The 22,825-nt window shown below is 65.0% G+C and carries 24 protein-coding genes; 13 read left to right on the top strand and 11 right to left on the bottom strand.

Features of this window, described 5'->3' with window-relative positions; translation table 11 throughout:
- Positions 1-90 precede the first annotated feature (90 nt).
- Positions 91-1,410, top strand: a complete 1,320-nt coding sequence (locus VGR99_RS27710; protein ID WP_326903045.1) for an aminotransferase class V-fold PLP-dependent enzyme — start codon at positions 91-93, stop codon at positions 1,408-1,410.
- A gap of 80 nt (positions 1,411-1,490) precedes the next feature.
- Here VGR99_RS27710 and VGR99_RS27705 read toward each other — a convergent pair whose 3' ends face one another.
- Positions 1,491-2,783, bottom strand: a complete 1,293-nt coding sequence (locus VGR99_RS27705) for an MFS transporter (protein ID WP_326903043.1) — start codon at positions 2,781-2,783, stop codon at positions 1,491-1,493.
- 91 nt (positions 2,784-2,874) lie between these two features.
- On the opposite strand from VGR99_RS27705, the gene VGR99_RS27700 reads away from it, so the two are divergent.
- Positions 2,875-3,471 carry a TetR/AcrR family transcriptional regulator gene (locus tag VGR99_RS27700; RefSeq protein WP_326903042.1) on the top strand — a complete coding sequence of 199 codons (597 nt, stop codon included), beginning with the start codon at positions 2,875-2,877 and terminating at the stop codon, positions 3,469-3,471.
- A gap of 37 nt (positions 3,472-3,508) precedes the next feature.
- Here the strand turns inward: VGR99_RS27700 and VGR99_RS27695 are convergent, their stop codons facing one another.
- Complete coding sequence (locus VGR99_RS27695; protein ID WP_326903041.1) at positions 3,509-3,859, bottom strand: type II toxin-antitoxin system RelE/ParE family toxin; 351 nt, start codon at positions 3,857-3,859, stop codon at positions 3,509-3,511.
- 6 nt (positions 3,860-3,865) lie between these two features.
- On the bottom strand, positions 3,866-4,153 hold the full coding sequence (locus VGR99_RS27690) for a type II toxin-antitoxin system ParD family antitoxin (protein ID WP_326903039.1): 288 nt from the start codon (positions 4,151-4,153) through the stop codon (positions 3,866-3,868).
- 143 nt (positions 4,154-4,296) lie between these two features.
- Here VGR99_RS27690 and VGR99_RS27685 point away from each other — a divergent pair, with 143 nt between their 5' ends.
- Positions 4,297-4,743: a hypothetical protein gene (locus tag VGR99_RS27685; RefSeq protein ID WP_326903038.1), complete on the top strand. Its 447-nt coding sequence runs from the start codon at positions 4,297-4,299 to the stop codon at positions 4,741-4,743.
- A gap of 16 nt (positions 4,744-4,759) precedes the next feature.
- On the opposite strand, the gene VGR99_RS27680 is transcribed toward VGR99_RS27685, so the two are convergent.
- A complete protein-coding gene (locus tag VGR99_RS27680) occupies positions 4,760-5,782 on the bottom strand; it encodes an LLM class flavin-dependent oxidoreductase (RefSeq protein ID WP_326903037.1) in 1,023 nt (340 codons plus the stop codon).
- Positions 5,783-5,791: 9 nt separating this feature from the next.
- Entirely contained in the window at positions 5,792-6,877 is a 1,086-nt protein-coding gene (locus VGR99_RS27675) for an AraC family transcriptional regulator (RefSeq protein WP_326903036.1), read from the bottom strand.
- Between the two features lie 219 nt (positions 6,878-7,096).
- On the opposite strand from VGR99_RS27675, the gene VGR99_RS27670 reads away from it, so the two are divergent.
- Both VGR99_RS27670 and VGR99_RS27665 read left to right on the top strand, forming a co-directional pair.
- Positions 7,097-7,444, top strand: a complete 348-nt coding sequence (locus VGR99_RS27670; RefSeq protein ID WP_326903035.1) for a hypothetical protein — start codon at positions 7,097-7,099, stop codon at positions 7,442-7,444.
- 36 nt (positions 7,445-7,480) lie between these two features.
- The gene (locus tag VGR99_RS27665) at positions 7,481-7,759 is read left to right on the top strand and encodes a DUF1488 family protein (RefSeq protein WP_326903034.1); all 279 of its coding nucleotides are present in this window, start codon (positions 7,481-7,483) and stop codon (positions 7,757-7,759) included.
- Between the two features lie 42 nt (positions 7,760-7,801).
- On the opposite strand, the gene VGR99_RS27660 is transcribed toward VGR99_RS27665, so the two are convergent.
- Both VGR99_RS27660 and VGR99_RS27655 read right to left on the bottom strand, forming a co-directional pair.
- The gene (locus tag VGR99_RS27660) at positions 7,802-8,449 is read right to left on the bottom strand and encodes a class I SAM-dependent methyltransferase (protein WP_414645191.1); all 648 of its coding nucleotides are present in this window, start codon (positions 8,447-8,449) and stop codon (positions 7,802-7,804) included.
- Between the two features lie 62 nt (positions 8,450-8,511).
- Positions 8,512-8,970: an Rrf2 family transcriptional regulator gene (locus VGR99_RS27655; RefSeq protein ID WP_326903032.1), complete on the bottom strand. Its 459-nt coding sequence runs from the start codon at positions 8,968-8,970 to the stop codon at positions 8,512-8,514.
- Positions 8,971-9,143: 173 nt separating this feature from the next.
- Here VGR99_RS27655 and VGR99_RS27650 point away from each other — a divergent pair, with 173 nt between their 5' ends.
- Together VGR99_RS27650 and VGR99_RS27645 are read left to right on the top strand one after the other, a co-directional pair.
- Positions 9,144-9,419 carry a type II toxin-antitoxin system Phd/YefM family antitoxin gene (locus tag VGR99_RS27650; protein ID WP_326903031.1) on the top strand — a complete coding sequence of 92 codons (276 nt, stop codon included), beginning with the start codon at positions 9,144-9,146 and terminating at the stop codon, positions 9,417-9,419.
- Between the two features lie 309 nt (positions 9,420-9,728).
- Positions 9,729-10,022 carry a DUF718 domain-containing protein gene (locus tag VGR99_RS27645; RefSeq protein ID WP_326903029.1) on the top strand — a complete coding sequence of 98 codons (294 nt, stop codon included), beginning with the start codon at positions 9,729-9,731 and terminating at the stop codon, positions 10,020-10,022.
- Positions 10,023-10,039: 17 nt separating this feature from the next.
- Here the strand turns inward: VGR99_RS27645 and VGR99_RS27640 are convergent, their stop codons facing one another.
- Together VGR99_RS27640 and VGR99_RS27635 are read right to left on the bottom strand one after the other, a co-directional pair.
- Positions 10,040-12,061 carry a YgiQ family radical SAM protein gene (locus VGR99_RS27640; protein ID WP_326903028.1) on the bottom strand — a complete coding sequence of 674 codons (2,022 nt, stop codon included), beginning with the start codon at positions 12,059-12,061 and terminating at the stop codon, positions 10,040-10,042.
- An 84-nt stretch (positions 12,062-12,145) separates the two neighbouring features.
- A complete protein-coding gene (locus tag VGR99_RS27635) occupies positions 12,146-13,012 on the bottom strand; it encodes a 3-keto-5-aminohexanoate cleavage protein (RefSeq protein WP_326903027.1) in 867 nt (288 codons plus the stop codon).
- Between the two features lie 308 nt (positions 13,013-13,320).
- On the opposite strand from VGR99_RS27635, the gene VGR99_RS27630 reads away from it, so the two are divergent.
- Positions 13,321-13,485 carry a hypothetical protein gene (locus VGR99_RS27630; protein ID WP_326903026.1) on the top strand — a complete coding sequence of 55 codons (165 nt, stop codon included), beginning with the start codon at positions 13,321-13,323 and terminating at the stop codon, positions 13,483-13,485.
- Positions 13,486-13,488: 3 nt separating this feature from the next.
- Here VGR99_RS27630 and VGR99_RS27625 read toward each other — a convergent pair whose 3' ends face one another.
- Together VGR99_RS27625 and VGR99_RS27620 are read right to left on the bottom strand one after the other, a co-directional pair.
- Positions 13,489-14,169, bottom strand: coding sequence for a GntR family transcriptional regulator (locus VGR99_RS27625; RefSeq protein WP_326903025.1), 681 nt, complete (start codon positions 14,167-14,169; stop codon positions 13,489-13,491).
- 12 nt (positions 14,170-14,181) lie between these two features.
- A complete protein-coding gene (locus VGR99_RS27620) occupies positions 14,182-15,594 on the bottom strand; it encodes an FAD-binding oxidoreductase (protein ID WP_326903022.1) in 1,413 nt (470 codons plus the stop codon).
- A 178-nt stretch (positions 15,595-15,772) separates the two neighbouring features.
- On the opposite strand from VGR99_RS27620, the gene VGR99_RS27615 reads away from it, so the two are divergent.
- The 5 genes from VGR99_RS27615 to VGR99_RS27595 all read left to right on the top strand — a co-directional run bounded on the left by VGR99_RS27615 (position 15,773) and on the right by VGR99_RS27595 (position 22,734).
- On the top strand, positions 15,773-16,657 hold the full coding sequence (locus VGR99_RS27615) for a dihydrodipicolinate synthase family protein (RefSeq protein WP_326903021.1): 885 nt from the start codon (positions 15,773-15,775) through the stop codon (positions 16,655-16,657).
- Positions 16,658-16,859: 202 nt separating this feature from the next.
- On the top strand, positions 16,860-19,199 hold the full coding sequence (locus VGR99_RS27610) for a TonB-dependent siderophore receptor (protein WP_326903019.1): 2,340 nt from the start codon (positions 16,860-16,862) through the stop codon (positions 19,197-19,199).
- A 2-nt stretch (positions 19,200-19,201) separates the two neighbouring features.
- Entirely contained in the window at positions 19,202-20,230 is a 1,029-nt protein-coding gene (locus tag VGR99_RS27605; protein WP_326903018.1) for an extracellular solute-binding protein, read from the top strand.
- The gene (locus tag VGR99_RS27600; RefSeq protein ID WP_326903017.1) at positions 20,223-21,416 is read left to right on the top strand and encodes a PepSY-associated TM helix domain-containing protein; all 1,194 of its coding nucleotides are present in this window, start codon (positions 20,223-20,225) and stop codon (positions 21,414-21,416) included. Before VGR99_RS27605 ends, VGR99_RS27600 begins: the two co-directional genes overlap by 8 nt.
- Before the next feature lie 85 nt (positions 21,417-21,501).
- Positions 21,502-22,734 (top strand): rhodanese-like domain-containing protein, encoded by a 1,233-nt coding sequence (locus tag VGR99_RS27595; protein WP_326903015.1) that lies wholly within the window; start codon positions 21,502-21,504, stop codon positions 22,732-22,734.
- The last annotated feature ends 91 nt before the right edge of the window (positions 22,735-22,825 follow it).

The raw sequence follows: 22,825 nt of genomic DNA, 5'->3' as shown, positions 1-22,825 counted from the left end.
GGCGGCGTGTCGATCATCGTAATGTCATGGCTCCGTCATTCGCGCTCTACTGATCGCTGCTCCCTTCGCCGCGCATCGTGGAGATCTAGAATGCATCTGACTGAGACCATGTCGTCCGACCGCCGGTCGATCCTGAAGGGTTTTGTGGCCGCAGCGGTGGCGCCGTTTGCGACACCGGCGTTTGCCGCCGAAAGCCTCCCGGCGGCGCCGACCGGCACGCCGGCCGCCATCGCCACCGACAAGGCCTATTGGGCGGCGGTGAAGGGGCTCTATGCCGTGACGCCCGACGTCGTCAATTTCGAGAACGGCTATTGGGGCATCATGCCCGAACCGGTGAGGCGCGAGTTCATCCGCCAGTCCGACATGATCAACTACCAGAACACGTTCTACGCGCGGCAGCGTGCGGGCGCGGACTTCGAGGCGGTGCGGATCAAGGTGGCGGAGGCGGTCGGTGCTGCGCCCGACGAGATCGCGCTCACCCGCGGCGCGACCGAAGCGCTGCAGCTCCTGATCGGCGGCTACAACAGGCTGAAGCCCGGCGACGGCGTGCTCTATGCCGACCTCGACTATGATTCGATGCAATATGCGATGAATTCGCTCAAGGCGCGCCGTGGTGTCGACGTGGTCAAGTTCGACGTGCCGGAGCCCGCCAGCCGCCAGGCGGTGCTCGACGCCTATGCCCGCGCCATCGAGGCCAACCCGAAGACGAAGCTTCTCCTGCTGACCCATGTCAGCCATCGCACCGGCCTCGTCATGCCGATCGCGGAGATCGCCCGCATGGCGAAGGCCAAGGGCATCGACACCATCGTCGACGCCGCGCATTCCTGGGGCCAGATGGACTTCCGCGTCGGCGAGCTCGAGGCCGATTTCGTCGGCTTCAATCTGCACAAATGGATCGGCGCGCCGCTCGGGGTGGGCTTCCTCTATATCAGGAAGGACCGCCTCGCCGACATCGACCGCGACATGGGCGACGAGGACTTTGCCGAGACCGATATCCGCTCGCGCGTGCATACCGGCACGGTCAATTTCGCCACGGTGCTGACGGTGCCGACGGCGGTGGCGCTGCATCAGCAGATCGGCGCCGCGGCGAAGCAGGCCCGCCTGCGCTATTTGCGCGACTATTGGGTGAGCCGCGCCCGCGGCTTCAAGGACATCGAGATCCTGACGCCGGACGAAGCCGGCTCATACGGCGCGATCACGTCCTTCCGTCTCGCCGGCAAGACCAGCAAGGCCGACAACGACGCCGTCGTGGCGAAGCTCAGGGACGGCCACAAGATCATGACGGTGCGCCGGGCCGGCGTCGCCAGGGGCCAATGCATCCGCGTGACGCCGGCGCTGTTCACCGACGAGGCCGATCTCGACCGCCTCGTCGAGGCACTTGCCGTCGTCACGGGGACGAAGACGGGCTGACGTGCGTGTTTCGAAGACGACAGGGGCCGGGGCAGCCAATTCGCCTGTCCCGGACCCATCTCGCGACTTCGATGCGCCCCTCACGCCGGCGCGAGCGCCGGCTGTGCCGGCCGACGGCCGATCAGTAGCGACAGCAGCGCCGCGACGATGCCGGTCACGCCGGCGATCATGAAGGCCTGCAGATAGTCACCCTGCGACGAGCGCATGAAGCCGGCGAAGAAGGCGGCGCATGCGGCCCCCAACTGATGGCCGGCGACGACCCAGCCGAAGATCAGCGGCGCGTTCCTGTCGCCGAACGTCTCGTTGGCGATGCGCACGGTCGGCGGCACCGTCGCGATCCAGTCGAGCCCGTAGAACGCTGCGAACACCGACAGGCTGACGAACGAGAAATCCGAGTAGGGCAGGTAGATCAGCGACAGCCCGCGCAGGCCGTAATAGAAGAACAGGAGCTTGCGCGGATCGAAGCGGTCGGTGAGCCAGCCCGACAGCGTGGTGCCGAACAGGTCGAAGAATCCCATCAGCGCCAGCAGGCTCGCGGCCTGCACCTCGAGGATGCCATGGTCGCCGCAGAACGCGATCAGATGGGTGCCGACGAGGCCGTTGGTGGTGAAGCCGCAGATGAAGAAGGTCGCGAACAGGAACCAGAAGGTCGGCGTCTTCGCCGCGCGCACGAGGTTGCTGATGGCCGCGACGAACGGATTGCCCTGCGCAGGCGATGCCGGCTGGTCGTCATGCGTGCTGCCATAGGAGCGCAGGCCGATCGATGCCGGTCGCTCCGGCACCAGCACATAGACCAGCGGGATCAGCGCCGCGCAGCACGCCGCCACCGTCAGCACCACCGGCTTCCAGCCGCCCCATTCGACCAGTGCTGCAAGGCCCGGCATGAAGATGAGCGTGCCGGTCGCGGTGCTCGCGGTCAGCAATCCCATGACGAGGCCGCGATTGGTTGTGAACCAGCGATTGACGATGGTGGCGCCGAGCACGTTGGCGACGGCGCCCGAGCCGATGCCGGAGAGCAGTCCCCAGGTCATGAACAATTGCCACGGCGCGGTCATGAAGTAGCTCGCGGCCGTCGAGGCCGACATCAGCGCCAGCGCGCCCAGCACCGTGCGGCGGATGCCGAAGCGCTGCATCACCGCCGCGGCGAAGGGACCGGCGAGCCCATAGAGGAAGATGCCGATCGCCGCCGAGGACGAGATCACGCTGACGTCCCAGCCGAATGTCTTCTGCAGCGGCAGCATCAGGACGCCCGGCGTCGAGCGCAGTCCCGCCGCGGCAAGCAGCGCGAGGAAAATCACGGCGACGACCACGAAGGCGTAGTTTTGGCCGAACGGCCGCCGGGAGGCGGGGGATTGAACAGAGGGTTGGGGCATGTTACTTACCGGTACGTATTGCGATGCGGCATTAGTACGTACCGGTCAGTAACATTGTCAAGCCCCCTATGCCGAAGGCGGACGAAGCCCAATGACGAAAAAAGCCGAAAAACCCGCTGAAGCGCCCGTCCGGGCCGCCGACCGCATTCGCGCCTCCGCCAGCGAGCTGTTCTACCGCGAGGGCATCCGCGCCGTCGGCGTCGACGAGGTGGTGGACCGGGCCGGCGTGACAAAACCCAGCCTCTATCGCAGCTTCGCCTCCAAGGACGATCTCGCCGCCGCTTATCTGCGCGACTACGATCTGAGCTTCTGGGAGAATTTCGAGCGCCCCGGCGGCAAGACCTATAGCAATGCGCGCGATCATGTGCTCGCCTATATCAGCCAGCTCGCCTCGCGCGCCGTCGCCAAGGGTTATCGCGGCTGCGGCCTCAGCAACGCTGCAGTGGAATATCCCTCGCGCGACAATCCCGCGCGTCAGGTCGCCGAAGCTCACAAGAAGGTCTTCCGCAAGCGCCTGCGCGAGCTCGCCGCCGGCATGGGCGCGCGCCAGCCGAACGTGCTCGGCGATGCCCTGCTGCTCCTCATCGAAGGCATCTACGTCACCGGCCAGCAATCCGAGGACGGCCCCGCGCAGTCGGCGGTCGCGGCCGCGAAGCTGCTGATCGATGCGAGTGTGAAGGCGGGGTAGCGATCCAGCAGCCCTCCCGCATGGCTTTATCGGGAGATTATCCGTCGCTTTCGTCGGTCGGAATGTGCCGCCGAAGGTCCATCCTGTCGTGGAGGATTCTCACGAGTTCGATCGTGCTCTCCGGCGCGGCGCGGTACATGAGGAAGTGGCTTCCGCGCCGACCGTGTCGCGCAATGTGGAGCGTGCGAAGACCCGGCGCGATCTCGTCTCGGGCTTTGGAACCCGCAAGCTCGGGGCCATTGGCGAGTTCGCCTATCGCCCGAACCAGCGTGTCCCTGTAAAGGCGGGATTGTCGTGGCCCGAAATTCTCGGTGGTCCATTTCAGAATATTCGCAAAGTCGACCTCAGCGGCAGCGCCGAGGCGGACGCGCCATTGTTGCCGGGCCATACCGCTTTATTCGTCCGTTCCAGCGATGACCTTCTCCGACAGATCAGTCAGATATTTCTGCAGGTCGTCGATCGTCGTGAACTCCTTGAACTCGCCTCGCTCCAATGACCCGATGCCGAGGCGGGCCGCGGCGCGCAACGCCTTGAGCTTGCCAGCGTCCTCGGCCTCGCGTTGCTCCACCAGTCGCAACCCATCCCGTAGCACCTCGCTGGCGTTCTGGTAGCGACCGGACTCGACGAGGGCTTCAATGAGTTCCTGTTGGTGTTTCGTCAGCACGACGTTTCTCGTTGGCATCGTCGTCCTCGTTGTTCGACCTTATGGCATAATATGCCACAAGGGTCCTGCCGCTTCAACTTCGAGCCTCGGCGGCCCATTTGATCAGCTCGCGCCGTGGTCTACATCTTTAACTCCGCTGCCCCGCGCAAGGAGACAGACGCGTGCTCGACCATATTCTTAGATTCATGACGCTCGGGACGGTCATCGTCGGCATGACGGCGATCTACGTAGCGCTCCACACCAACAATCGACGTCTCGGCGCGGACATCTTCCTTCGCTATTCCGACCGGGTCTCCGACCTGCGGCGCCGCCTTCCGGTCTCGGTGTTCCTCGAACGCGGGGCAGCCGGCGACATCGAGATCACGGCGCAAGAGCGGCAGGCCGTGCACGAGATCATCCACTCGATCTTCGAGCTCTACGAGCTCAAGGTGCATGGCTTCTTTCCGCCGGCGATCTGGAAGATCAGGGAGCCCGACATCGAAAGGCTGTTGTCGCTGCCGGTGTTTCAGCAGGAACTGGCAAGCATGGGAGGCCGATACACGGGACATCCGCGTTTGGCGGCCTGGCTCGACAAAATCAGGGCGCAGAGAAATAGCGCCCCGACTTGAACGGTGAGCTATCAGCTCACCGCCACCCGAGCGCGGGTGCCACATGCTTCAAGATCGCCTCGATCGCATGCGCGCAGTAATCCACGCCGAGTTGATTGGGGATCGTCAGCAGCAACGTATCCGCCTCGGCGATCGCCTCGTCCTGCTTGAGCTGCTCGATCAGCACATCCGGCTCGGCGGCATAGCTCCGGCCGAAGATCGCGCGGGTGCGCGGATCGATGAAGCCGATCTGGTCCTCGCCGCCGCGCTCGCCGCCGAAATAGGCGCGGTCGCGATCGTCCATCAGCGCAAAGATGCTGCGGCTGACGGAGACGCGGGGCTCGCGGCTGTGGCCGGCGTCCTTCCACGCGGCGCGATAGGCGCGGATTTGCGCAGCCTGCTGCACGTGAAAGGCCTCGCCGGTCTCGTCGTTCTTCAGCGTCGAGCTCTGCAAGTTCATGCCGTGCATCGCCGCCCACACCGCAGTGGCGTTCGAGCCGGCGCCCCACCAGATCCGCTCGCGCAGGCCCTGCGCGTGCGGCTCGAGGCGCAGCAGTCCCGGCGGGTTCGGAAACATCGGTTGCGGATTGGGTTCGGCAAAACCTTCACCGCGGAGCAGGTCGAGAAACACCTCGGCATGGCGCCTACCCATGTCGGCGTCGCTCTGGCCCTCGGCCGGGCGATAACCAAAATAGCGCCAGCCGTCGATCACCTGCTCGGGCGAGCCGCGGCTGATGCCGAGCTGGAGCCGCCCGCCGGCGATGAGATCTGCGGAGCCCGCGTCCTCCACCATGTAGAGCGGGTTCTCGTAGCGCATGTCGATCACGGCCGTGCCGATCTCGATCGTGCTTGTCCTGGCGCCGACCGCGGCGAGCAGCGGGAAGGGCGAGGCGAGCTGCCGCGCGAAATGATGCACGCGGAAATAGGCGCCGTCCGCGCCGAGTTGCTCCGCCGCGACGGCGAGGTCGATCGACTGCAACAGCGTGTCGCCGGCCGAGCGGGTCTGCGATTGCGGCGAGGGTGTCCAGTGTCCGAAGGACAGAAATCCGATTTTCTTCATGGGGGCAATCTAGGGACGGTCGCGGCGATTTGCGATGGGCAACTCCGAGGAAACCTGCTCACGATCTGACCCGTGGCCTGCGTCGTTGTCCCGTTCGGGGGTGTCCAGGGCGCGCCATTGCCTTGGTGTCATTCCGGTCCAGCGCTTGAAGGCGTGGGTGAACGCGCTGACTTCGCCGTAGCCGAGCAGCCAGGCGGTTTGCGAAATGGGCAGTCCATCGTCCTTCAGATAGCTCTTGGCGAGGTCGATCTTCATCTCGTCGAGGATACCGCTGAAGGTCAATCCCTCCAAAGCGAGGCGCCGTACCAGTGTGCGATGGCTCAGTCCGAGACGGCGGGCGATCTCTTCGACCCGTGCCTCGCGGTGCGGGAGCAGGGGCGCGATCGCATGTTCGACGCTCGACCTGAGCGAGGTCACGCGGGACTTGCGGTGCGCCAGCGCCTCTTCGCAATAGGTGACCAGCAGATCGTTCAGATAGTGGTCGGCGCTCTCGATCGGGATGAGGCCGGTTGATTGCGGGAAGATGATCTCGTCGACGTCGCAGCCGAACTCGATCTCGCACCCCATGAACGACTTCACGCCCGCGGGTGTCGTGCGGCGGCGATGGGCGACCCGCACCTGGCTCGGGACCAGCCGGCGATTGGTCAGGACGCGGTTGATTCGAATGATGGTGGTCAGCCAGAATTCAATCTGATGCCGGTCCGACCGCCGGTCCACGCCGACATATCTCAGCGCAATTTTCATTTCCTTCGCGGCAAATCGCAGTGAAACCCCTTCATTGGCGAGGTGGCAATAGCGCTCGGTCTTGGACAAGGCTTCGGCAACCGTGCGGGAGGATGCCGCGACATAGTAGAGCAGGCCGATTTCACGCAGGTCGAAGTCCCGTGCCAGATGAAATCCGAGCGTGTCGTCCTGCAGCGCTTCTGCACCGAGTTCCAGAAACCTGATCTGGCTCTCGGCGCTCACGCGCGCCTTGCGATCCTCGATCTGCTTGAGAGTCAATCCGGCCCTGGACAACAGGCTGTCCGCCTCGATGCCGGCGTCCCGCAGGCGCGCCCATACCAGGCGGGCGATTCCGCCGGTCGCACTGGGCATTGTTTCAAAATGGGGCGAATGGGCAGTCGGCACACCGAACCCTTTCGACGTTGCCGCTGCGGGCCTCGCTCTTTGGGCTCGCCGATCGTGATCACGGCATGAAAAATCAACTTATTGGCTCACGATAACAAGAAACCGGGGGGCGTGTGACTTAAATCGCTTGTCTGCCCCCAGACAGGTCTTGCGTTCTCGGGGCAGCCCCTTTCCCCGAAAGCTACGATGGCCTTGATGTCCAGCAGTGACGGCGCCGCGCCGCCCATCAACGTGAAGATATTGCGAGGGTACGGAAAGTTGCTCGGACTTGCCGATATCGCCCATGGTTCGCGGATGGTTGCGCTCGAACGTGTCGGGGATTGCGAGATCAGCATGTTCGAAGCGTTGGCGGCGGGCTTGCCCGAGAGCCCGTTGTTCTGGATGGAGCTGTTCGACCTTCGCGTTCACGCGTCACGCGACAGTCGCGGCTGCCATAACATGAGCGATGCGGTCACAACGTTCGAGGATTTTGCCTCGCAGGCGCGCCGCTTGGCGGAGCCATCGCTGTGTACCGCCGTCAAAACGGCAGGCTGACAATTGCCGCGTGCACTGGGAGTTTCCGACCAAGCCGTGCAGCTGACCCGCGGTCGGCCTCTGGCGTACGACACCAGGCGCATGGCATTTCTCTTTACGATGATGCTCGGCGCGAAGGTCGTCGATTGCGAGATCAGCAGCAGTGCGCTGGATGATCTCGACGGCACGAAGGGCACGCTGCCCGGCGAAAGGGAGGCCCGGTTCATGCGCCTGCGCGAAACGGTCGAGCGCGTTGCGTTGGTCGCGTTCGAACGGCAGGGCCAACGCAAGGGCGCGCCGGTGCGCATCTTCTCCAAACATGTCAAGGCGCTGTGACGATCGATGGAATTGCCGCAGCGCATTTGAAGGCGCGAGGCCTCAGGCGTACGCGACCCAGCCGCGGAAGGTGAAGCCGGTGTAGAACACCGATGCGCCCGAGAAGCCGGCTTCACGCAAAATCATCTCATCCTGCTCCGGCGCCAGAATGCTCAATTGCCCGTCGACCGCCTTTCGGGCGGCGGCCGCCTTGTCGGGCTCGACGCCGGATGCGGCCAGGTACGCGGAATAGCGCGAAAGCCAGATCGGCCGCTCATCGTCGCCGCCTGGGATGCTGAAATGGGCTGCCACGAACGGCGCGCCCGGCTTGAGCCGGCGGTGGATTTCCGCGGCGATGCGACGCCGCTCCGCGACATCGACGAAGTGCAGCGTCAAAAGACACGTCGCGCCGTCGAACGGTCCGTCCGGTGCGTCGTCGATATAGCCCTGGTGGAGATGTGCGTGCGAGGCGAGCGGGCCCAGCGTTTGCTTGGCGAGATCCAGCATCGCCGCTGACGGGTCCACGCCATCAAAACTCCAGCGCGGCTGCGCCTGCGCGAAGGCTCTCAACTCCAGGCCGCCGCCGGCGCCGAGGACGAGGATGCGCGCGTCGTCACGCGCACGCTCGGCCAGCAGGATCGCCGCCATGGACAACATCGAAGTGTAACCGGGAACGAACCGCGGCGGTCCTTCGGTGTATGTCGCCACCATTTGCGGATCGGCGAATGCGCTTTGAATGTCGGTCACGATGTTGTCCTGCTGAATGGCGCTCGTCACGCGTGGTGCGCGTCGATGCCTTGATGTTTTCGCGTCCCGAGGCGCTTGCGCAGATCGTCGGCAAGCCGCGCCAGCGTCACCTCGCCGAGGCGCGCCAGCAGCAACGCCTCTGCATCGCCGAATGCCTGGTCGAGCGCGGCATTGACGGCTTGCTCGACGAGGCAGCCGGGCGCCTCGGTCCGGTTGCCCATGGCCAGAAGCGCGGGACTGCCGAGCGCGGTGTAGACGTCGCGCAGCGTCACCTTGGAAAGATCGCAAGCGAGCGTCCAGCCGCCACCATGGCCCTTCTCCGAGCGGACATAGCCGAGGTCCCGCAGCCCCGCCATGATGCGGCGGATCACCACCGGATTGGTGTCCATGGCTTTCGCCAGGGTCTCGGAGGTGAAGGGACCCGGCTGCTGCGCCATGTGCAAGAGCACGTGGAGCACGCCGGACAAGCGGCTGTCGCGTTTCATGTAACTATATATGTTACGTGATGCGGTCTGAGTCAACGGATTTCGGCGGGCGTGACAGCCATCATTGCGCCGGCCTTGATACAGGCTAGGTGTGGGACGACGCGCGTGTTCTATGATGTATCCGGCACGACCGTCGAAATTCTGGCGATCGTTGCCAAATCGGAGGCCGAGTCATGGCTCGCACAGTTCGGAAGTCCGGAGTGAAAGAGGTCCCGCTCTCAGAGATCAAGGATGATCTGTCCCGCTATCTCCGTGAAGCGGAAACGCAGGAGATCGTCATCACGCGTCACGGCAAGCCGGCTGGCGTGCTGATTGGATTCGAATCAGAGGACGACTGGTTCGAATACCGTTTGGAGAATGATCCTCGCTTCCTGCAGCGCGTTGAACAGGCGCGCAATAGCCTGCGCGCGGGACGCGGCGTGAAGCTTGAGGATATCGATACGGAGTAGCTGGCCGACCCGCGCTAGCCCACGCGCCCGATGATGCCATCATGCGCCTGTTTTGCCCGACGTGTCAAAGCCACGACATAGCGGCCCAAGCCATTGTTCCCGCTCATGCCGTCTACTGTGCATGGGGTTGTTTTCGACATTTTGTTCTGGATGGCCTGCGTCGCGCGAGTACGCCGTTTCGCCATGATGATTTGTCACGGTGACGTCGCTGCACCTGAGGGCAACAATTGGCCGAGGCGGCCGTAGGGAATTTCGTCCTCGACCTCGAACGGCGTCCGCTTTCATCGGTCCATTGTCGGGAGGCGCATCATGCAAGTCTATAACGTGGTGAAATTCAGGGTGAAGCGGGGTAAGGAGGTCGCCTTCCTCGACGCGCATCGCGACGGCAAGGCGAAATGGCCGGGCCTCGAGCGCGGAGTCATCATCCAGACCGGCGAGCAGACCTTCTGCCTGATCGGCACGTGGTCCAGTCAGGACGCGCTCATTGCAGCACGACCGGCGATGATCAAGACCCTCGACAGTTTCAGGTCCGTGCTCGAGGACCAGGGCAACGGACGCGGTGTCACGGACGCCGTGTCGGGAGATGTGGTGCTCGATCTTTAGCAGGCGAGCGGCGCCCGCTACTTCATCACCCGCAGACCCTTGGTCGTGAACTTCTGCGTCTTGCCGCCGGGGCGGAGTGGGCGCCTGGTGCCGGCGGCCTTGCCGGTGCCGGGCGGCTGGTACGCAGGGACCAACTGGTGGGGCCGCGAGCCGATCAGGTCACGGCGGCCCATCTCGATCAGGGCCTCGCGCAGCACCGGCCAATTATCGGGGTCGTGGTAGCGCAGGAACGCCTTGTGCAGGCGGCGCTGGCGCAGGCCCTTGATCGCATCGACCTTGTCGCTGCCGCCGTGGCGCACGCCGCGCAAGGGGTTGACGCCGGTGTGGTACATCGCCGTTGCGGTCGCCATCGGCGAGGGCAGGAAGGTCTGCACTTGGTCGGCGCGATAACGGTTCTTCTTGAGCCAGAGCGCGAGGTTCATCATGTCCTCGTCGGTCGTGCCCGGATGCGCGGCGATGAAGTAGGGGATCAGATAGTATTTCTTGCCGGCCTGCTCGGCGGCGGCATCGAACATCCGTTTGAAGCGGTTATAGGCGCCGATGCCCGGCTTCATCATCTTGTCGAGCGGGCCGCGCTCGGTATGCTCCGGCGCGATCTTCAGATAGCCGCCGACGTGATGGGTGACGAGCTCCTTGATGTATTCGGGGCTCTCGACCGCGAGGTCGTAGCGCACGCCGGAGGCGACCATCACCTTCTTGATGCCCTTGGTCTCGCGCACCTTGCGATAGAGCCGGATCAGATCGTCATGTGAGGTGTTGAGGTTCGGGCAGATCTCCGGGAAGACGCAGGACGGCCGGCGGCACGCGGCCTCGACCTTCGGGTCCTTGCACGCCATCCGGTACATGTTGGCGGTGGGGCCGCCGATGTCGGAGATCACGCCCGTAAAACCGGGCGTCTTGTCGCGGATCTTTTCGATCTCGCGCAGGATCGAGCCTTCGGAGCGGTTCTGGATGATGCGGCCTTCGTGCTCGGTGATCGAGCAGAAGGTGCAGCCGCCGAAGCAGCCGCGCATGATCGTCACCGAGAACTTGATCATGTCCCAGGCGGGGATCTTGGCCTCGCCATAGGATGGATGCGGCGCGCGCGCGTAGGGGAGGTCGTAGACCGCGTCCATCTCGTCGCTGGTCAGCGGGATCGGCGGCGGGTTGAGCCAGAGGTCGCGATCGCCGTGACGCTGCACCAGCGGGCGCGCGTTGCCGGGATTGCTCTCACGGTGCAGCACGCGTGACGCGCGGGCATAGGCTTCCTTGTCCTGCTCGACCTGCTCCAGCGCCGGCAGCCTGATGACGGTCGCGCCCTTCTGGCGCGTGGCGCCTTCGTCGGCGGAATCGAGATCGTCGGCGTGCAACTCGGCGTAGTCTTCCGGCACGCGGCGGAACAGCGCGACGCCCCTGATATCGTCGAGCTCGCGCGGCGCCTCACCTGCGGCAAGCCGCTGTGCGACTTCGACCACGGCGCGCTCGGCATTGCCGTAGAGCAGCAGGTCGGCCTTGGCGTCGGCCAGCACCGAGCGGCGCACCTTGTCGGACCAGTAATCGTAATGCGCGATCCGGCGCAGCGAGGCCTCGATGCCGCCGAGTATGATCGGCACGTCCTTGAACGCCTCGCGGCAGCGCTGGGCGTAGACGACGGTGCAGCGGTCCGGCCGCTTGCCGCCTTCGCCGCCCGCCGTATAGGCGTCGTCATGGCGCAGGCGCCGGTCGGCGGTGTAGCGGTTCACCATGGAGTCCATGTTGCCGCCGGTGACGCCGAAAAACACTTTTGGCTTGCCCAGCACCTTGAACGGCTCGGCCGACTGCCAGTCCGGCTGCGAGATGATGCCGACCCGGAAACCCTGCGCCTCCAGCAGCCGGCCGATGATGGCCATGCCGAAGCTCGGATGGTCGACATAGGCGTCCCCGGTCACCAGCACGATGTCGCAGGCATCCCAGCCGAGCGCGTCCATCTCGGCGCGGCTCATGGGAAGGAACGGCGCCGGCTTGCGCGGGCGTGCCTGGGCCATCAGGGGCTTTTCGGCAGCGATGATCTGGGTGTCCATGGCGCCTACGCATAGGACTCCGCGTCCCCGAATACAACCGACGGACGCGTGAAAGATCGAGGTTCCGTAGTCGTTCGGGCGGGGTTAACCCTTCGCCAGCGCCTGCCGGACCTCGGCCGTCGTGGCCGGCTCGCCGCCGTGCTCTCGCACCCTCCGCACTGCGTCCTCGACCAGGCCGAGATTGGTCGCGGTCGAGCCCAGCAGCGCATCCTCCAGCCCGACGCGGATATGGCCGCCGCGGGCCACGGTTTCGCCGATCAGCGGCGTGATGTCGACGCCGAGGCCGGAGACCATCCAGGGCGCACCAGGTGCTTCCTCCTCCGCCAGCATGACCAGCGCCGCGAGGCCATAGGGCTTCGGCGGAAAGCAGAACGCGAATTGTTGCGAGAACATGAAGCGGTAGACCGGCGACTTCACGCCGCTCGCGCGGGCCAGTGCAGCACCTGCGCGGATGAAGCCGGGTTCGTAGATCGCGAAGGCCGGATGGATGCCGCGGCGCTTGGCGACATCAAGCCCGTGGCGGATATGGGTCTCCGGATTGAGATAGGTCTCCGCGGGCTTGGCCTGCGCACTGGTCGCGGTCAGCGTGAAGTTGACGCTGCCGGGATCGACCACCGCGAATTCGAGCAGGCCGCGTTCGGCGAGCGCCTCGATATGGGCAAAGCGCGCCTTGGGATCGGCAACATTGCCGCGCGCATCGAGGCCGGGGATGGAGGGATAGACGGGCACGTCGACCTTGGTGCGAATGCCTTCGATGATGCGGGCATAGACCTGCCAGTCGAACGTCTGCGGCCCGCCGCCGTCATAGGCATGGGTGTGAATGATAGCAGCGCCCGCTTCCGCGCAGGCGATGCCCTCGGCGACGATCGCCTCGATCGTGTCGGGAATGCCGGGCTGAAGCGCGCGGCTCCACGGTCCGTTCAACGCCGCCTCGATCCAGACCTTGTGCATGGCGCGCCTCCTTCATCCCCTGAACGGACGATGCTTGTTTTGGAGGACCATATCACGCCCATCTGCGGGTGTTGCACGGGCATGGGCGGGGACATTCGTGATCGAGGTCATGATGCGGCTCACGGCACATGATTCCCGCCACAAATAGTTGCATCGGCTCCGGTTCATCTGCAGGAACCATCCGCCCCCGTGAACATTCTGACCTAGGCACCCGCACGAGCCACGCTCGCGCGCGTCTCGGCAATCCCGGCGCCAGTGTCCGCAACCGGTTTTTGCCCCGATGCTCGTTTCGGGGCGATGGGGGTCTTGTGAGTACGGTCATAGAGAACTTGCTGGCGCGGAAGCAGAAGCTCGTCGAGGAACTCGAGAAGGCGAAAGCCGTGGAGGATCGCGACAGGATCGAGCACCAGCTCGAGCAGATCAACACAGCGCTGGATTTCCTTGACCGGCCGGGATCGAAGGGTGGGCGGTAACACTTACTCCGCCTTCAGCGCGTCCACTTTCAAGGCCTTGGCATAGACCACGGCCGAATTGGTGATGTGCTTGGTCATGCTCGCTTCGAACGCCGCAAACTCGCCGCGCGCGAACAGGTCGAGCAGCTTGCGGTGCTCGTCGAAGGACGAACGGGTCCGCACGTCGATCGGCGAGGTCAGATTTGTGCGCAACGCTGCGACGCGGCCGGCGACGAGCTGGTAGGACTCGGCGAGATAGTGATTGCCGCAATGGGCGAACAGCGCCTCGTGGAACGCGGCGTCGGCGCGGCCATAGGCGATGTTGTCCCTGGCCTCGACCGCCGGCTCCATCGCCGCGATCGCCTCGCTCATCGTTGCGAGCGCGCCGTCGCGATCATGGCGAAAGGCAAGCTCGGCCGCCCTGGGTTCGAGCGTGACGCGGAAGGTGCAGAGCGCAGTGATGTCGTCCGCGCTCGGGGTGAAGACGAAGCTGCCGACCTGCGGGCGGATCACCACGAGACCCTGCGCCTGCAACTGGCCCATCGCCTCGCGCACCGGCGTGCGGCTGACGCCGAAGGAATTCGCCACCATCTCCTCGGAGATGGCGGCGCCGAGCGCGAACTCGCCCTCGATGATGGCCTGCCGCAGCCGCTGCATCACACGCTGCGACAGGGATTTCGGCGTATCGAGCTTGAGCGATCTCATGCGCTCGCTCGCTCAGATCACCTTGCCGGGATTGAGCAGGTGATCGGGATCGAGCGCGGCCTTCAAGGTGCGCATCAGCGCGATCTCGGGCTCGCTCCTGGCATGGCCCAGCCACTTCTTCTTCAAGGTGCCGATGCCGTGCTCGGCGGAGACGCTGCCGCCCATCTCGCGCACGAGACCATAGATGATCGCGTCCATCTCCTCCTTCGGCTGCTGCTCGACGGTGAGGCCCGTGACCCAGGACACCAGATGCAGATTGCCGTCGCCGATATGGCCGTAATAGACGCTCTCGCAGCCCTCGATGCCGTCGGCGAGCGCCGCCTTGCAGCGCGTGACGAATTCGTCCATCCGCGCCACCGCAAGGCCGATGTCGTAGGAGATGTGCGGCCCCAGCACCTGGCCGAACTCGGCGCAGATGTCGCGTACGCGCCAGAACGCCTGCGTCTGGCCCAGCGATTGCGCCACCGCGGCATCGGCCAGCAGTCCGCGCTCCATCAATTCTTCGAGCCAGGCCTGGAAGCGCGGCGCGTCGATGCTCTCGTCGGTGCCTTGCGCCTCGACCAGCACGTAGAGGCCGAGACCCGCGGCGACCGGCGGCTTCACGCCGGCGCGTGTCGTGATCACGTCCCAATAGTCCGGCCACATCACCTCGAAGGCCGACAGCAAAGGTCCGAGCCCGCTGCGCGCGGCATCCAGCAGCGCGATCACCGCGGCATAGTCCTTCAGGGCGCAGAGCGCGGCCATGGTCGAGCGCGGCTTCGGGAACAGCTTCAGCACGACGCGGGTGATGATGCCGAGCGTACCTTCCGAGCCGATGAAGAGATGCTTCAGATCATAGCCGGCATTGTTCTTCATCAGCTTGTTGAGATTGGTGATGATGGTGCCGTCGGGCAGCACCACTTCGAGGCCGAGCACCAGCTCGCGCGTCATGCCGTAGCGGATCACGCGATTGCCGCCGGCATTGGTGGAGAGGTTGCCGCCGATCGCGCAGGAGCCGCGCGAGCCAAGATCGAGCGGAAAGAAGAAGCCGGCCTCGTCCGCAGCCTTCTGGATCGTCTCCAGCGGCGTGCCCGCCTTCACCGTCATCGTCATCGAGGCGCGATCGATCTCCTCGATGCCGGTCATGCGCTCCAGCGAGATCGCGACCCAGCCCGTTTCGGGCGAGGCGCCGCGGCACAGTCCGGTCAAGCCACCCTGCGGCACAAACGGCTGGCGCGCCTGCCGGCAGGTCAGGATCGCATCGGCAACGCCTTGCGCATCGAGCGGGCGGATCACCGCGCGCGGCGTCTGCGGCAGGCTCGCGCTCCAGTCGTTGCAATTGCGCGCCGGCACATCCGCGCCGGTCAGCACCGCGGCCGCGCCAAGCTTGTCGCGCAGCGCGCCGAGCAATTGGTCGGGCCGCTCAATGGGGGTCACCATGTTCATGCGAGACCTCCTCTAAATTCGGCTGCGCCTCATGCGCGCAGCGACGGTGGAAAGGGTTTGCGTCTGTCTTGTATGTAAGGTACAACATCAAAAGTAAAGCAAAAACAAGGCTCGGAAGGCATCCCAAGATCGTTGGAGATCAGGGGCTTAGTCCGAGGTTGCAGCAAAGGGTGGTGAGATGACGGAGGCGATTCGCGGGTTCTGGGTGGCGTCGGCAACCCCGTTGGCGACGGACGGCAGTGTGGACTCCGCCAAGCTCGCAGCTCACGCCAAAAAACTCTTCGGCAAGGGCGTCGACGGTGTCGTGCTGTTCGGCACCACCGGTGAGGGCACTTCGTTCAATGTCGCCGAGCGCGTCGCGACCATCGAAGCCGTGCTCAAGGCCGGTGTGCCGGCGGAGCGCATCGGCGTCGGCGGTGGCTTTCCCGCCATAACCGACAGCATCGCGCTGACGCGCGCCATGCTCGGCCTTGGCCTGCGCCACGTGCTGTATCTGCCGCCTTACTTCGATCGCGGCGTCTCGCCCGAGGGCATCGAGGATGCGTTCGCCGCGATCTTCGACGGTGTCGGCGACGATCGTCTGCGCGCCTATCTCTATCACATCCCGCAGGTCTCCGGCGTCGCAATCCCGACCAGCGTCGCCGCGAATTTGCGCAAGCGTTACGGCAAGGTGGTTGCGGGCCTGAAGGACTCCAGCGGCGACTTCAAGCAGTTCCAGGCGTTCCGTGCCGCCGCGCCCGAGCTCGCCATCACCGTCGGCAACGAAACCGATATCACCCGTGCGATCGCCGGCGGCGGCGCCGGCACCATCTGCGGCATGGCCAATGTCGTGCCTGAGCTGGTCAAGGGCATGGTCGACGGCAAGGACGTCGAAGCGCGCATGAAGGCCGTGGTCGACATCGTGCTGAAGACTCCGTCGTTCACCGCGACGCTGAAGGCGATCCTCGCGGCACAGACGGGCGATGCGGCATGGCTGCGCGTTCGTCCGCCGCTTCGTGCCTGGTCCGATGGCGCGGCGTTCAAGCAAAAGCTCGACGAACTGACTGCTCCCGCCGCCGTGTGAGAGCGCACAATGTCGTGACACGTTGCCGCGAATTCGCGCGCAGCGTGTCGCGCTTGCTGCAAGATCAATCCTTGATTGACGTTCGGCGCGCTTCTGCGCTTAGAACGATTCAACACTAGAGCTATTCAAGCCCGGCTACGGTTCTCTTCGCGCGCAGCGACTGTTACAGGCCGACACTTCAAAGTTCTTGACTTGAAGTGGAATGAAAGTGCGTGCCCTCGTGGATGGCCGCCGCGTCAGCGGCCATTGTCTTCTTGCCGGCAAGAGCCGTGCAAGTCTTCTCATCGGTGCAGCCGTGCTGCTCGCTGAAACCCCCTCCATCACGACGAGCGCACAGGCGCAATCGGCGTTGCCGCCGGTGACGGTGGAAGCGCCGGCGCAGCGGTCGAAACCAGCGGCGCGTGCCGCGGAACAGTCTCCGCGTCGCAAGCAAACCGCCGCGCGCCAGCGCAGCCGCAATGCGACGGCCGCTCCTGCGGAGCCGACATCCTCGGAACGCGCCGCGGCGGCGGCTGCCGCGCAGCAGGCGGCAAAGCTCGGTTACCGCGCGATGCCGAGTTCGACGACCCTGCGCAGCGGCGCTTCGCCGCTCAATACCTCGCAGGCCGTCAACATCGTGCCCGAGCAGGTGCTGAAGGACCAGCTCCCTCGCAACATCGACGATGCGCTGATCAACATCTCCGGCATCACCCAGACCAACACGCTCGCCGGCTCGCAGGATGCCGTCATCCGCCGCGGCTTCGGCGACAACCGCGACGGCTCGATCATGCGCAACGGCATGCCGCTGGTGCAGGGCCGCAGCTTCAATTCCGCGGTCGAAAGCGTCGAGGTGCTGAAAGGGCCGGCCTCGCTGCTCTACGGCATCATGGACCCCGGCGGTATCGTCAACACCATCAGCAAGCGTCCCGAGCTCTATCAGCACGGTTCGGTGACGCTGCTCGGCTCGGCCTTCAGTGCCTCCAAGACCGGTGCCGACGGCTTGCTCGACATCACCGGTCCGATCGGCGACCAGGGCCTTGCCTACCGCTTCATCGGTTACGGCGTCAGCGAGGATTACTGGCGCAATTTCGGCCGTCACCGCGAAATGCTGGTTGCGCCGTCACTGGCCTGGTACGGCCAGGACACAACGGTCCAGCTCAACTACGAGCATCGCGAGTTCATCTATCCGTTCGATCGCGGCACCGCGTTCAATCCGGTGACCAAGGCGCCGCTGGCGGTGCCGTCCACGCGCCGGCTCGACGAACCCTTCAACAACACATGGGGCACGTCCGACCTGATCCAGGCCTCGGTCGAGCACCGCTTCAACCAGGATTGGAAGCTCTACGCTGGCTACAGCTACAACACCGAAACCTTCAGCGCCAACCAGCTCCGTATTACCAACATCAACTTCACGACTGGCGCCGAAACGCGCAGCAATGACGGCACGGGAAGCTCGCTCAGTAACGTGAGCTACGGAACGTCGTACGTTTCCGGCGGCTTCTGGCTCGGCAACATGCGCAATGACGTTGTGTTCGGCGGCGACGGTCAGTATCGCACCATCTACCGTGACACCTTGATCCGGCAGGCAACTCCCGCCTTCAACGTCTACAATCCCGTCTACGGGCTGATCGGGCCGGGGACGACGCCGTCGAACCCCGATAGCGCACAGACCGACAAGCTGGGCCAGTGGTCGCTGTTTTTCCAGGACACGTTGCATCTCACCGAGCGGTTCGCGCTGGTCGGCGGCGTACGCTACATGGACTACGACCAGATCGCCGGGCGTGGAAAGCCGTTCAACACCAATACCAACGTATCCCAGGACAAGGTGCTTCCGCTCGGCGGCGCCATCTTCAAGCTGACCGACGAGGTCTCGCTGTATGCGAGCTACACCGAGTCGTTGAAGCCGAACTCGACCATCGCACCGATCGGCGTCGTGGTCGATTCCAAGGTCGCGCCCGAGGAGGGCGTGTCATACGAGACCGGCCTGAAGTTCGATTTGAACAAGCGCATCTCCGGTACGCTGGCGCTCTACGATCTCGACAAGAAGAACGTGCAGACGACGGTGACCAACAGCGCTAATGATGTGGAGATTCACACCGTCGGCCGCGCCCACTCGCGCGGCGTCGAGCTGGATGTCACCGGCAGGCTCACCGATAGCTGGGCCCTGATCGGCAGCTATGGCTATACCGACGCGCGCGTGACGGCTTCCGAAGATCCGACGCTTTATGGCAGGAAGCTGCAAAACGTCGCCTTGAACACGGCGTCACTTTATCTGGTCTATGACTTCGGCACCGCATTGCCGGGCCAGCTTCGCCTCGGCGGCGGCGCTCGCTATGTCGGCGACCGCCCCGGCGATGCAACCAACAGCTTCTTCCTGCCGTCCTATGTCGTCGCCGATATCTTTGCGACCTATGAGACGAAATACCAGAACACGCCGGTGATCTATCAGTTCAACGTCAAGAACCTGTTCGACACCGTCTACTATCCCTCCGCCATCAACAATCTGAACGTTGCGATCGGTGATGCGCGGCGCGTGTCTCTGTCGGCCACGGTGAAGTTCTGACGATGGCGGCGCGGCACAAAGCCATCGCGGTGCTTGTCGCGGTGGCGGCCGCCTGCCTTGCCGCCACGGGTGCGAGCCGCGCCGAGGAGATCACGCTCTATTCGACCAGGGAAGCGGCCCTGGTCGCGCCTGTCGTTGCAGCTTTCACCGAAGCCAGCGGCATCAGGGTGAACGTGGTCTTCGTCGAGGATCGGCTCGTCAAGCGCCTTGCGTCGGAAGGCACAGCATCGCCCGCGGACGTGCTTCTGACGATTGGGCTGGACAAGACGACCGAGCTCTCGGCCCGCGGGCTGACACAGGCTGCTTCGTCCGCGCGCATCGAGCAGGCAATCCCGGCAAATCTCCGTAGCAGCGGTGCGCAATGGCTTGCGCTCGCAGTCCGCCCGCGCGTCGTCTTTGCCCGCAAGGACAGCGCGCTCGCCGCGATCGACTACGAAGACCTCGCAGATCCGCAATGGCGCGGCAAGCTCTGCATGCGCTCGCCGCTTCACCAGAACAATGTCGCACTGGTCGCGGCCTATCTCGTTCATCACGGTGAGGCCACGACGGAAGCCTGGCTCGCCGGCCTGAAGGCCAATCTCGCGCACAAGCCTGATGGCAAGGACAACGACGTCATCCGCGAGATCGCGCAAGGCACGTGCGAGATCGGCATCGGCAACACCGTCGCCTTGGCGCAATTGCGTGACGGACGCGAGGGCTCCGACTGGCGCAACTGGGCGGCGGACGTCAAGGCGGTGCCGACGACATTCAGGGGCGGCGGCACGCACGTCAATCTCACCGGCGCGGCCATCGCGAAACATGCGCCCCATCCCGCCGAAGCGCGACAATTCCTCGAATTCCTGGTGACACCGGTGGCGCAACGGATCTTTGCCGCCGCCGAGCTGGAATATCCCGTGCTGGCCGCGGCAGAGCGTGCGCTCGTCGTTGCCGGGATGAGCTCGTTCACTGCCGATACTCTGCCGGTCGACGAGATCGCTGCGTCCCAGAATGCCGCGATCGCCCTCATCAAGAAGGCCGGATTCGATGAATAGGGTGGGGCACACCATCAAGGCGGTCCTGCATCAGGTCCATTCCATCGCGGGCCTGGTGCTCGCGCTGCTGCTTGCGCTGATCGCGCTGACCGGCTCGATCATGAGCTTTGAGGACGAGATCGGCGACTATCTGAACAGCGGCATCATGCAGGTCGCGCCGCGCCAGACGCCGGCGCTGATGCCGGACGAGTTGGTGGCCCGGCTGCAGGCGATGCCTGATATCGGCAAGGTCGCGTCCGTGACGCTGTCGAGCGATCCGTCGGCGGCGGTGCGTGCCCGCTTCGGCCGCGACGAGCAGGGCGCCCGGCGCGGCTCGCTCTATGTCGATCCCTACGACGCGCGCGTGCTGGGCGCGCCGCGCGGCGAAGAGTTTTTCGTCACCGTGCGCCAGTTGCACCGCTGGCTGCTCATTCCCGGCGAGGCCAAGGGCTGGGGCCGTCCGATCACCGGGATTGCCGCGCTCGGCCTGATCGTCATGCTGATCACGGGCCTCGTGCTGCGCTGGCCACGCCGCGCGACCAGCGTGAAGATGTGGCTGAAGCCCAATCTCGGTCTCAGCGGCCGCGGGCTGCATCGCTCGTTGCACGCGGTGATCGGCACCTGGGTGCTGCCGGTCTATCTCGTGATGACGCTGACCGGGTTGTGGTACTCGTTCGACTGGTACAAGGACGGTGTCGTCTGGCTGCTGTCGCGCCCACATGTCGCCACCGCAAAGATGCAGCCGAAGATGGCTGCAAAGGCGCCGCGCGCCGCTGGCCGTCCTGAGGCGGATCAATCAGTTGGCTTCGATCGCGCCTGGACGACGATCCAGCGCGAGGAGGCCGGCCGCTTCTCCAAGGTGCTGCTGGCGCTGCCGAATGGGCCGGGAACGGTGATCCGGATCCGGTCGTGGCCGAAGGACTCGACGCTCGATACCACGCGCGACGAATTCCGCATCGATGCGATCACGGGGCAAGTGATCTCGGCCGAGCGCTATGCCGACAAGAGCCTCGGCGAGAAGATCATCGCCAACGTGCTCGACATCCATCGTGGCGCGTTTCTGGGCTGGCCCGGCAAGCTCGCCTTCATGATCGCTGCAGCGCTGATGCCGTTGTTCTCGGTGACCGGCATCTTGCTCTATCTGTCGCGCCGCAAGCTGCGCCGCCCGGCGCAGCCACCGCTCGGAAAGCTGGTTCCGGGCGAGTGAGCGTGCGCGAAGGCTAGCCAACGCGCCCCTAATCGTTCAAAAGCCATGGCCTGTCCTCGCCAGGGTGCTTGCTAGGGTTCTTGCCATGAAGCTCTCGACCGTCTCTCCTGCTGATATCCGCCGCGCGCTGCTGCTGCGCGAGGAGATCGCGCTGCTCGATCTCAGGCACGAGGCTGCTTTCGCCACCGGCCACCCCCTGTTCGCCGCCAACATGGCCGCGGACCGGATCGATATCGAAGCCGCGGTGAGGTTGCCGCGCAAGGACGTGGCGATCGTGCTTTACGACGACGGCGAGGGGCTCGTCGCGACCGGTGCCGAACGGCTGGCCGCGCTCGGCTTCACCAACGTCCGCGCGCTCGATGGCGGGCTGAAGGCCTGGCGTGATGCGGGTTATCAGGTGTTCGAGGACGTCAATTCCTACTCCAAAGCCTTTGGCGAACTGGTCGAAGCGCGCCGCCATACGCCCTCGTTCAGCGCCGACGAGGTGGCAAAGCTGATCGCCGACAAGGCCAACATCGCCATCCTCGACGTTCGCCGCTTCGATGAATATGCGACCATGAACATCCCGGGCTCGGTCAGCGTGCCCGGTGCGGAGCTGGTGCTGCGGGCCGGTCAGGCCGCGCCCGACCCCGACACCACGATCATCGTCAATTGCGCCGGCCGCACCCGCTCGATCATCGGCACCCAGTCGCTGATCAATGCCGGCGTGCCGAACAAGGTACGGGCGCTGCGCAACGGCACGATCGGCTGGACGCTGGCGCGGCACTCGCTCAACCACGGCGCGGAGACGCGCGGCGCGATCGGATCGTTCGAGGGCGGCCCGGCCAATGCCCGTGACGTCGCCTATCGCGCCGGCGTTCGTCGCATCGGCGCAAGCGAGATGTCGGCGCTGGTCGCGGAAGCCGATCGCACGCTCTATCGTTTCGACGTGCGCGATGCCGAGGAACACGCGGCCGGCCATCTCCCGGGCTTTCGCCATTATCCGGGCGGCCAGCTCGTCCAGGAGACCGACATGGCCGCGCCGGTGCGCGGCGCGCGGATCGTCCTCACGGACGACAAGGGCGTTCGCGCCGACATGACGGCGTCCTGGCTCGCGCAGATGGGCTGGGAGGTCTATGTGCTCGAAGGCGGCTATGACGGCACGCTCGAGATCGCGCCGCCGCTCGTGCTGCCCAAGCTGGACCCGGCGCACCGCTACCGCCGTCCCTACGAGGGCACCGAAGTCGCCGAGCGCGCGATGCAGGCTTATCTCGACTGGGAGTACGGCCTCGTCGAGCAGCTTCGCCTGGACGGCACACACGGGTTCTATGTGATCTAGATCCGTCACCCTGAGGCGGCCGCGTAGCGGCCCTCGAAGGGCGACGGCCCGGCTGCTGTGAGCGCGCGGATGACGGGTCTGGTACACCAGA

The organism is Bradyrhizobium sp., assembly GCF_035935975.1.
Lineage (GTDB): Bacteria > Pseudomonadota > Alphaproteobacteria > Rhizobiales > Xanthobacteraceae > Bradyrhizobium.
The sequence above is the reverse complement of the archived record's forward strand: the minus strand, read 5'-3'. Positions and strand labels throughout refer to the sequence as shown.

Excerpts from the sequence above, each read along its gene's own strand:
- VGR99_RS27595 (WP_326903015.1), top strand. The coding sequence starts at position 21,502 with ATGAAGCTCTCGACCGTCTCTCCTGCTGATATCCGCCGCGCGCTGCTG.
- VGR99_RS27650 (WP_326903031.1), top strand. The coding sequence starts at position 9,144 with ATGGCTCGCACAGTTCGGAAGTCCGGAGTGAAAGAGGTCCCGCTCTCA.
- VGR99_RS27625 (WP_326903025.1), bottom strand. The coding sequence starts at position 14,169 with ATGAGATCGCTCAAGCTCGATACGCCGAAATCCCTGTCGCAGCGTGTG.
- VGR99_RS27700 (WP_326903042.1), top strand. The coding sequence starts at position 2,875 with ATGACGAAAAAAGCCGAAAAACCCGCTGAAGCGCCCGTCCGGGCCGCC.
- VGR99_RS27695 (WP_326903041.1), bottom strand. The coding sequence starts at position 3,859 with ATGGCCCGGCAACAATGGCGCGTCCGCCTCGGCGCTGCCGCTGAGGTC.
- VGR99_RS27635 (WP_326903027.1), bottom strand. The coding sequence starts at position 13,012 with ATGCACAAGGTCTGGATCGAGGCGGCGTTGAACGGACCGTGGAGCCGC.
- VGR99_RS27690 (WP_326903039.1), bottom strand. The coding sequence starts at position 4,153 with ATGCCAACGAGAAACGTCGTGCTGACGAAACACCAACAGGAACTCATT.
- VGR99_RS27615 (WP_326903021.1), top strand. The coding sequence starts at position 15,773 with ATGACGGAGGCGATTCGCGGGTTCTGGGTGGCGTCGGCAACCCCGTTG.
- VGR99_RS27620 (WP_326903022.1), bottom strand. The coding sequence starts at position 15,594 with ATGAACATGGTGACCCCCATTGAGCGGCCCGACCAATTGCTCGGCGCG.
- VGR99_RS27705 (WP_326903043.1), bottom strand. The coding sequence starts at position 2,783 with ATGCCCCAACCCTCTGTTCAATCCCCCGCCTCCCGGCGGCCGTTCGGC.
- VGR99_RS27670 (WP_326903035.1), top strand. The coding sequence starts at position 7,097 with ATGGCCTTGATGTCCAGCAGTGACGGCGCCGCGCCGCCCATCAACGTG.
- VGR99_RS27600 (WP_326903017.1), top strand. The coding sequence starts at position 20,223 with ATGAATAGGGTGGGGCACACCATCAAGGCGGTCCTGCATCAGGTCCAT.
- VGR99_RS27675 (WP_326903036.1), bottom strand. The coding sequence starts at position 6,877 with ATGCCCAGTGCGACCGGCGGAATCGCCCGCCTGGTATGGGCGCGCCTG.
- VGR99_RS27640 (WP_326903028.1), bottom strand. The coding sequence starts at position 12,061 with ATGGACACCCAGATCATCGCTGCCGAAAAGCCCCTGATGGCCCAGGCA.
- VGR99_RS27605 (WP_326903018.1), top strand. The coding sequence starts at position 19,202 with ATGGCGGCGCGGCACAAAGCCATCGCGGTGCTTGTCGCGGTGGCGGCC.
- VGR99_RS27680 (WP_326903037.1), bottom strand. The coding sequence starts at position 5,782 with ATGAAGAAAATCGGATTTCTGTCCTTCGGACACTGGACACCCTCGCCG.
- VGR99_RS27610 (WP_326903019.1), top strand. The coding sequence starts at position 16,860 with ATGAAAGTGCGTGCCCTCGTGGATGGCCGCCGCGTCAGCGGCCATTGT.
- VGR99_RS27660 (WP_414645191.1), bottom strand. The coding sequence starts at position 8,449 with ATGGTGGCGACATACACCGAAGGACCGCCGCGGTTCGTTCCCGGTTAC.
- VGR99_RS27710 (WP_326903045.1), top strand. The coding sequence starts at position 91 with ATGCATCTGACTGAGACCATGTCGTCCGACCGCCGGTCGATCCTGAAG.
- VGR99_RS27655 (WP_326903032.1), bottom strand. The coding sequence starts at position 8,970 with ATGAAACGCGACAGCCGCTTGTCCGGCGTGCTCCACGTGCTCTTGCAC.
- VGR99_RS27645 (WP_326903029.1), top strand. The coding sequence starts at position 9,729 with ATGCAAGTCTATAACGTGGTGAAATTCAGGGTGAAGCGGGGTAAGGAG.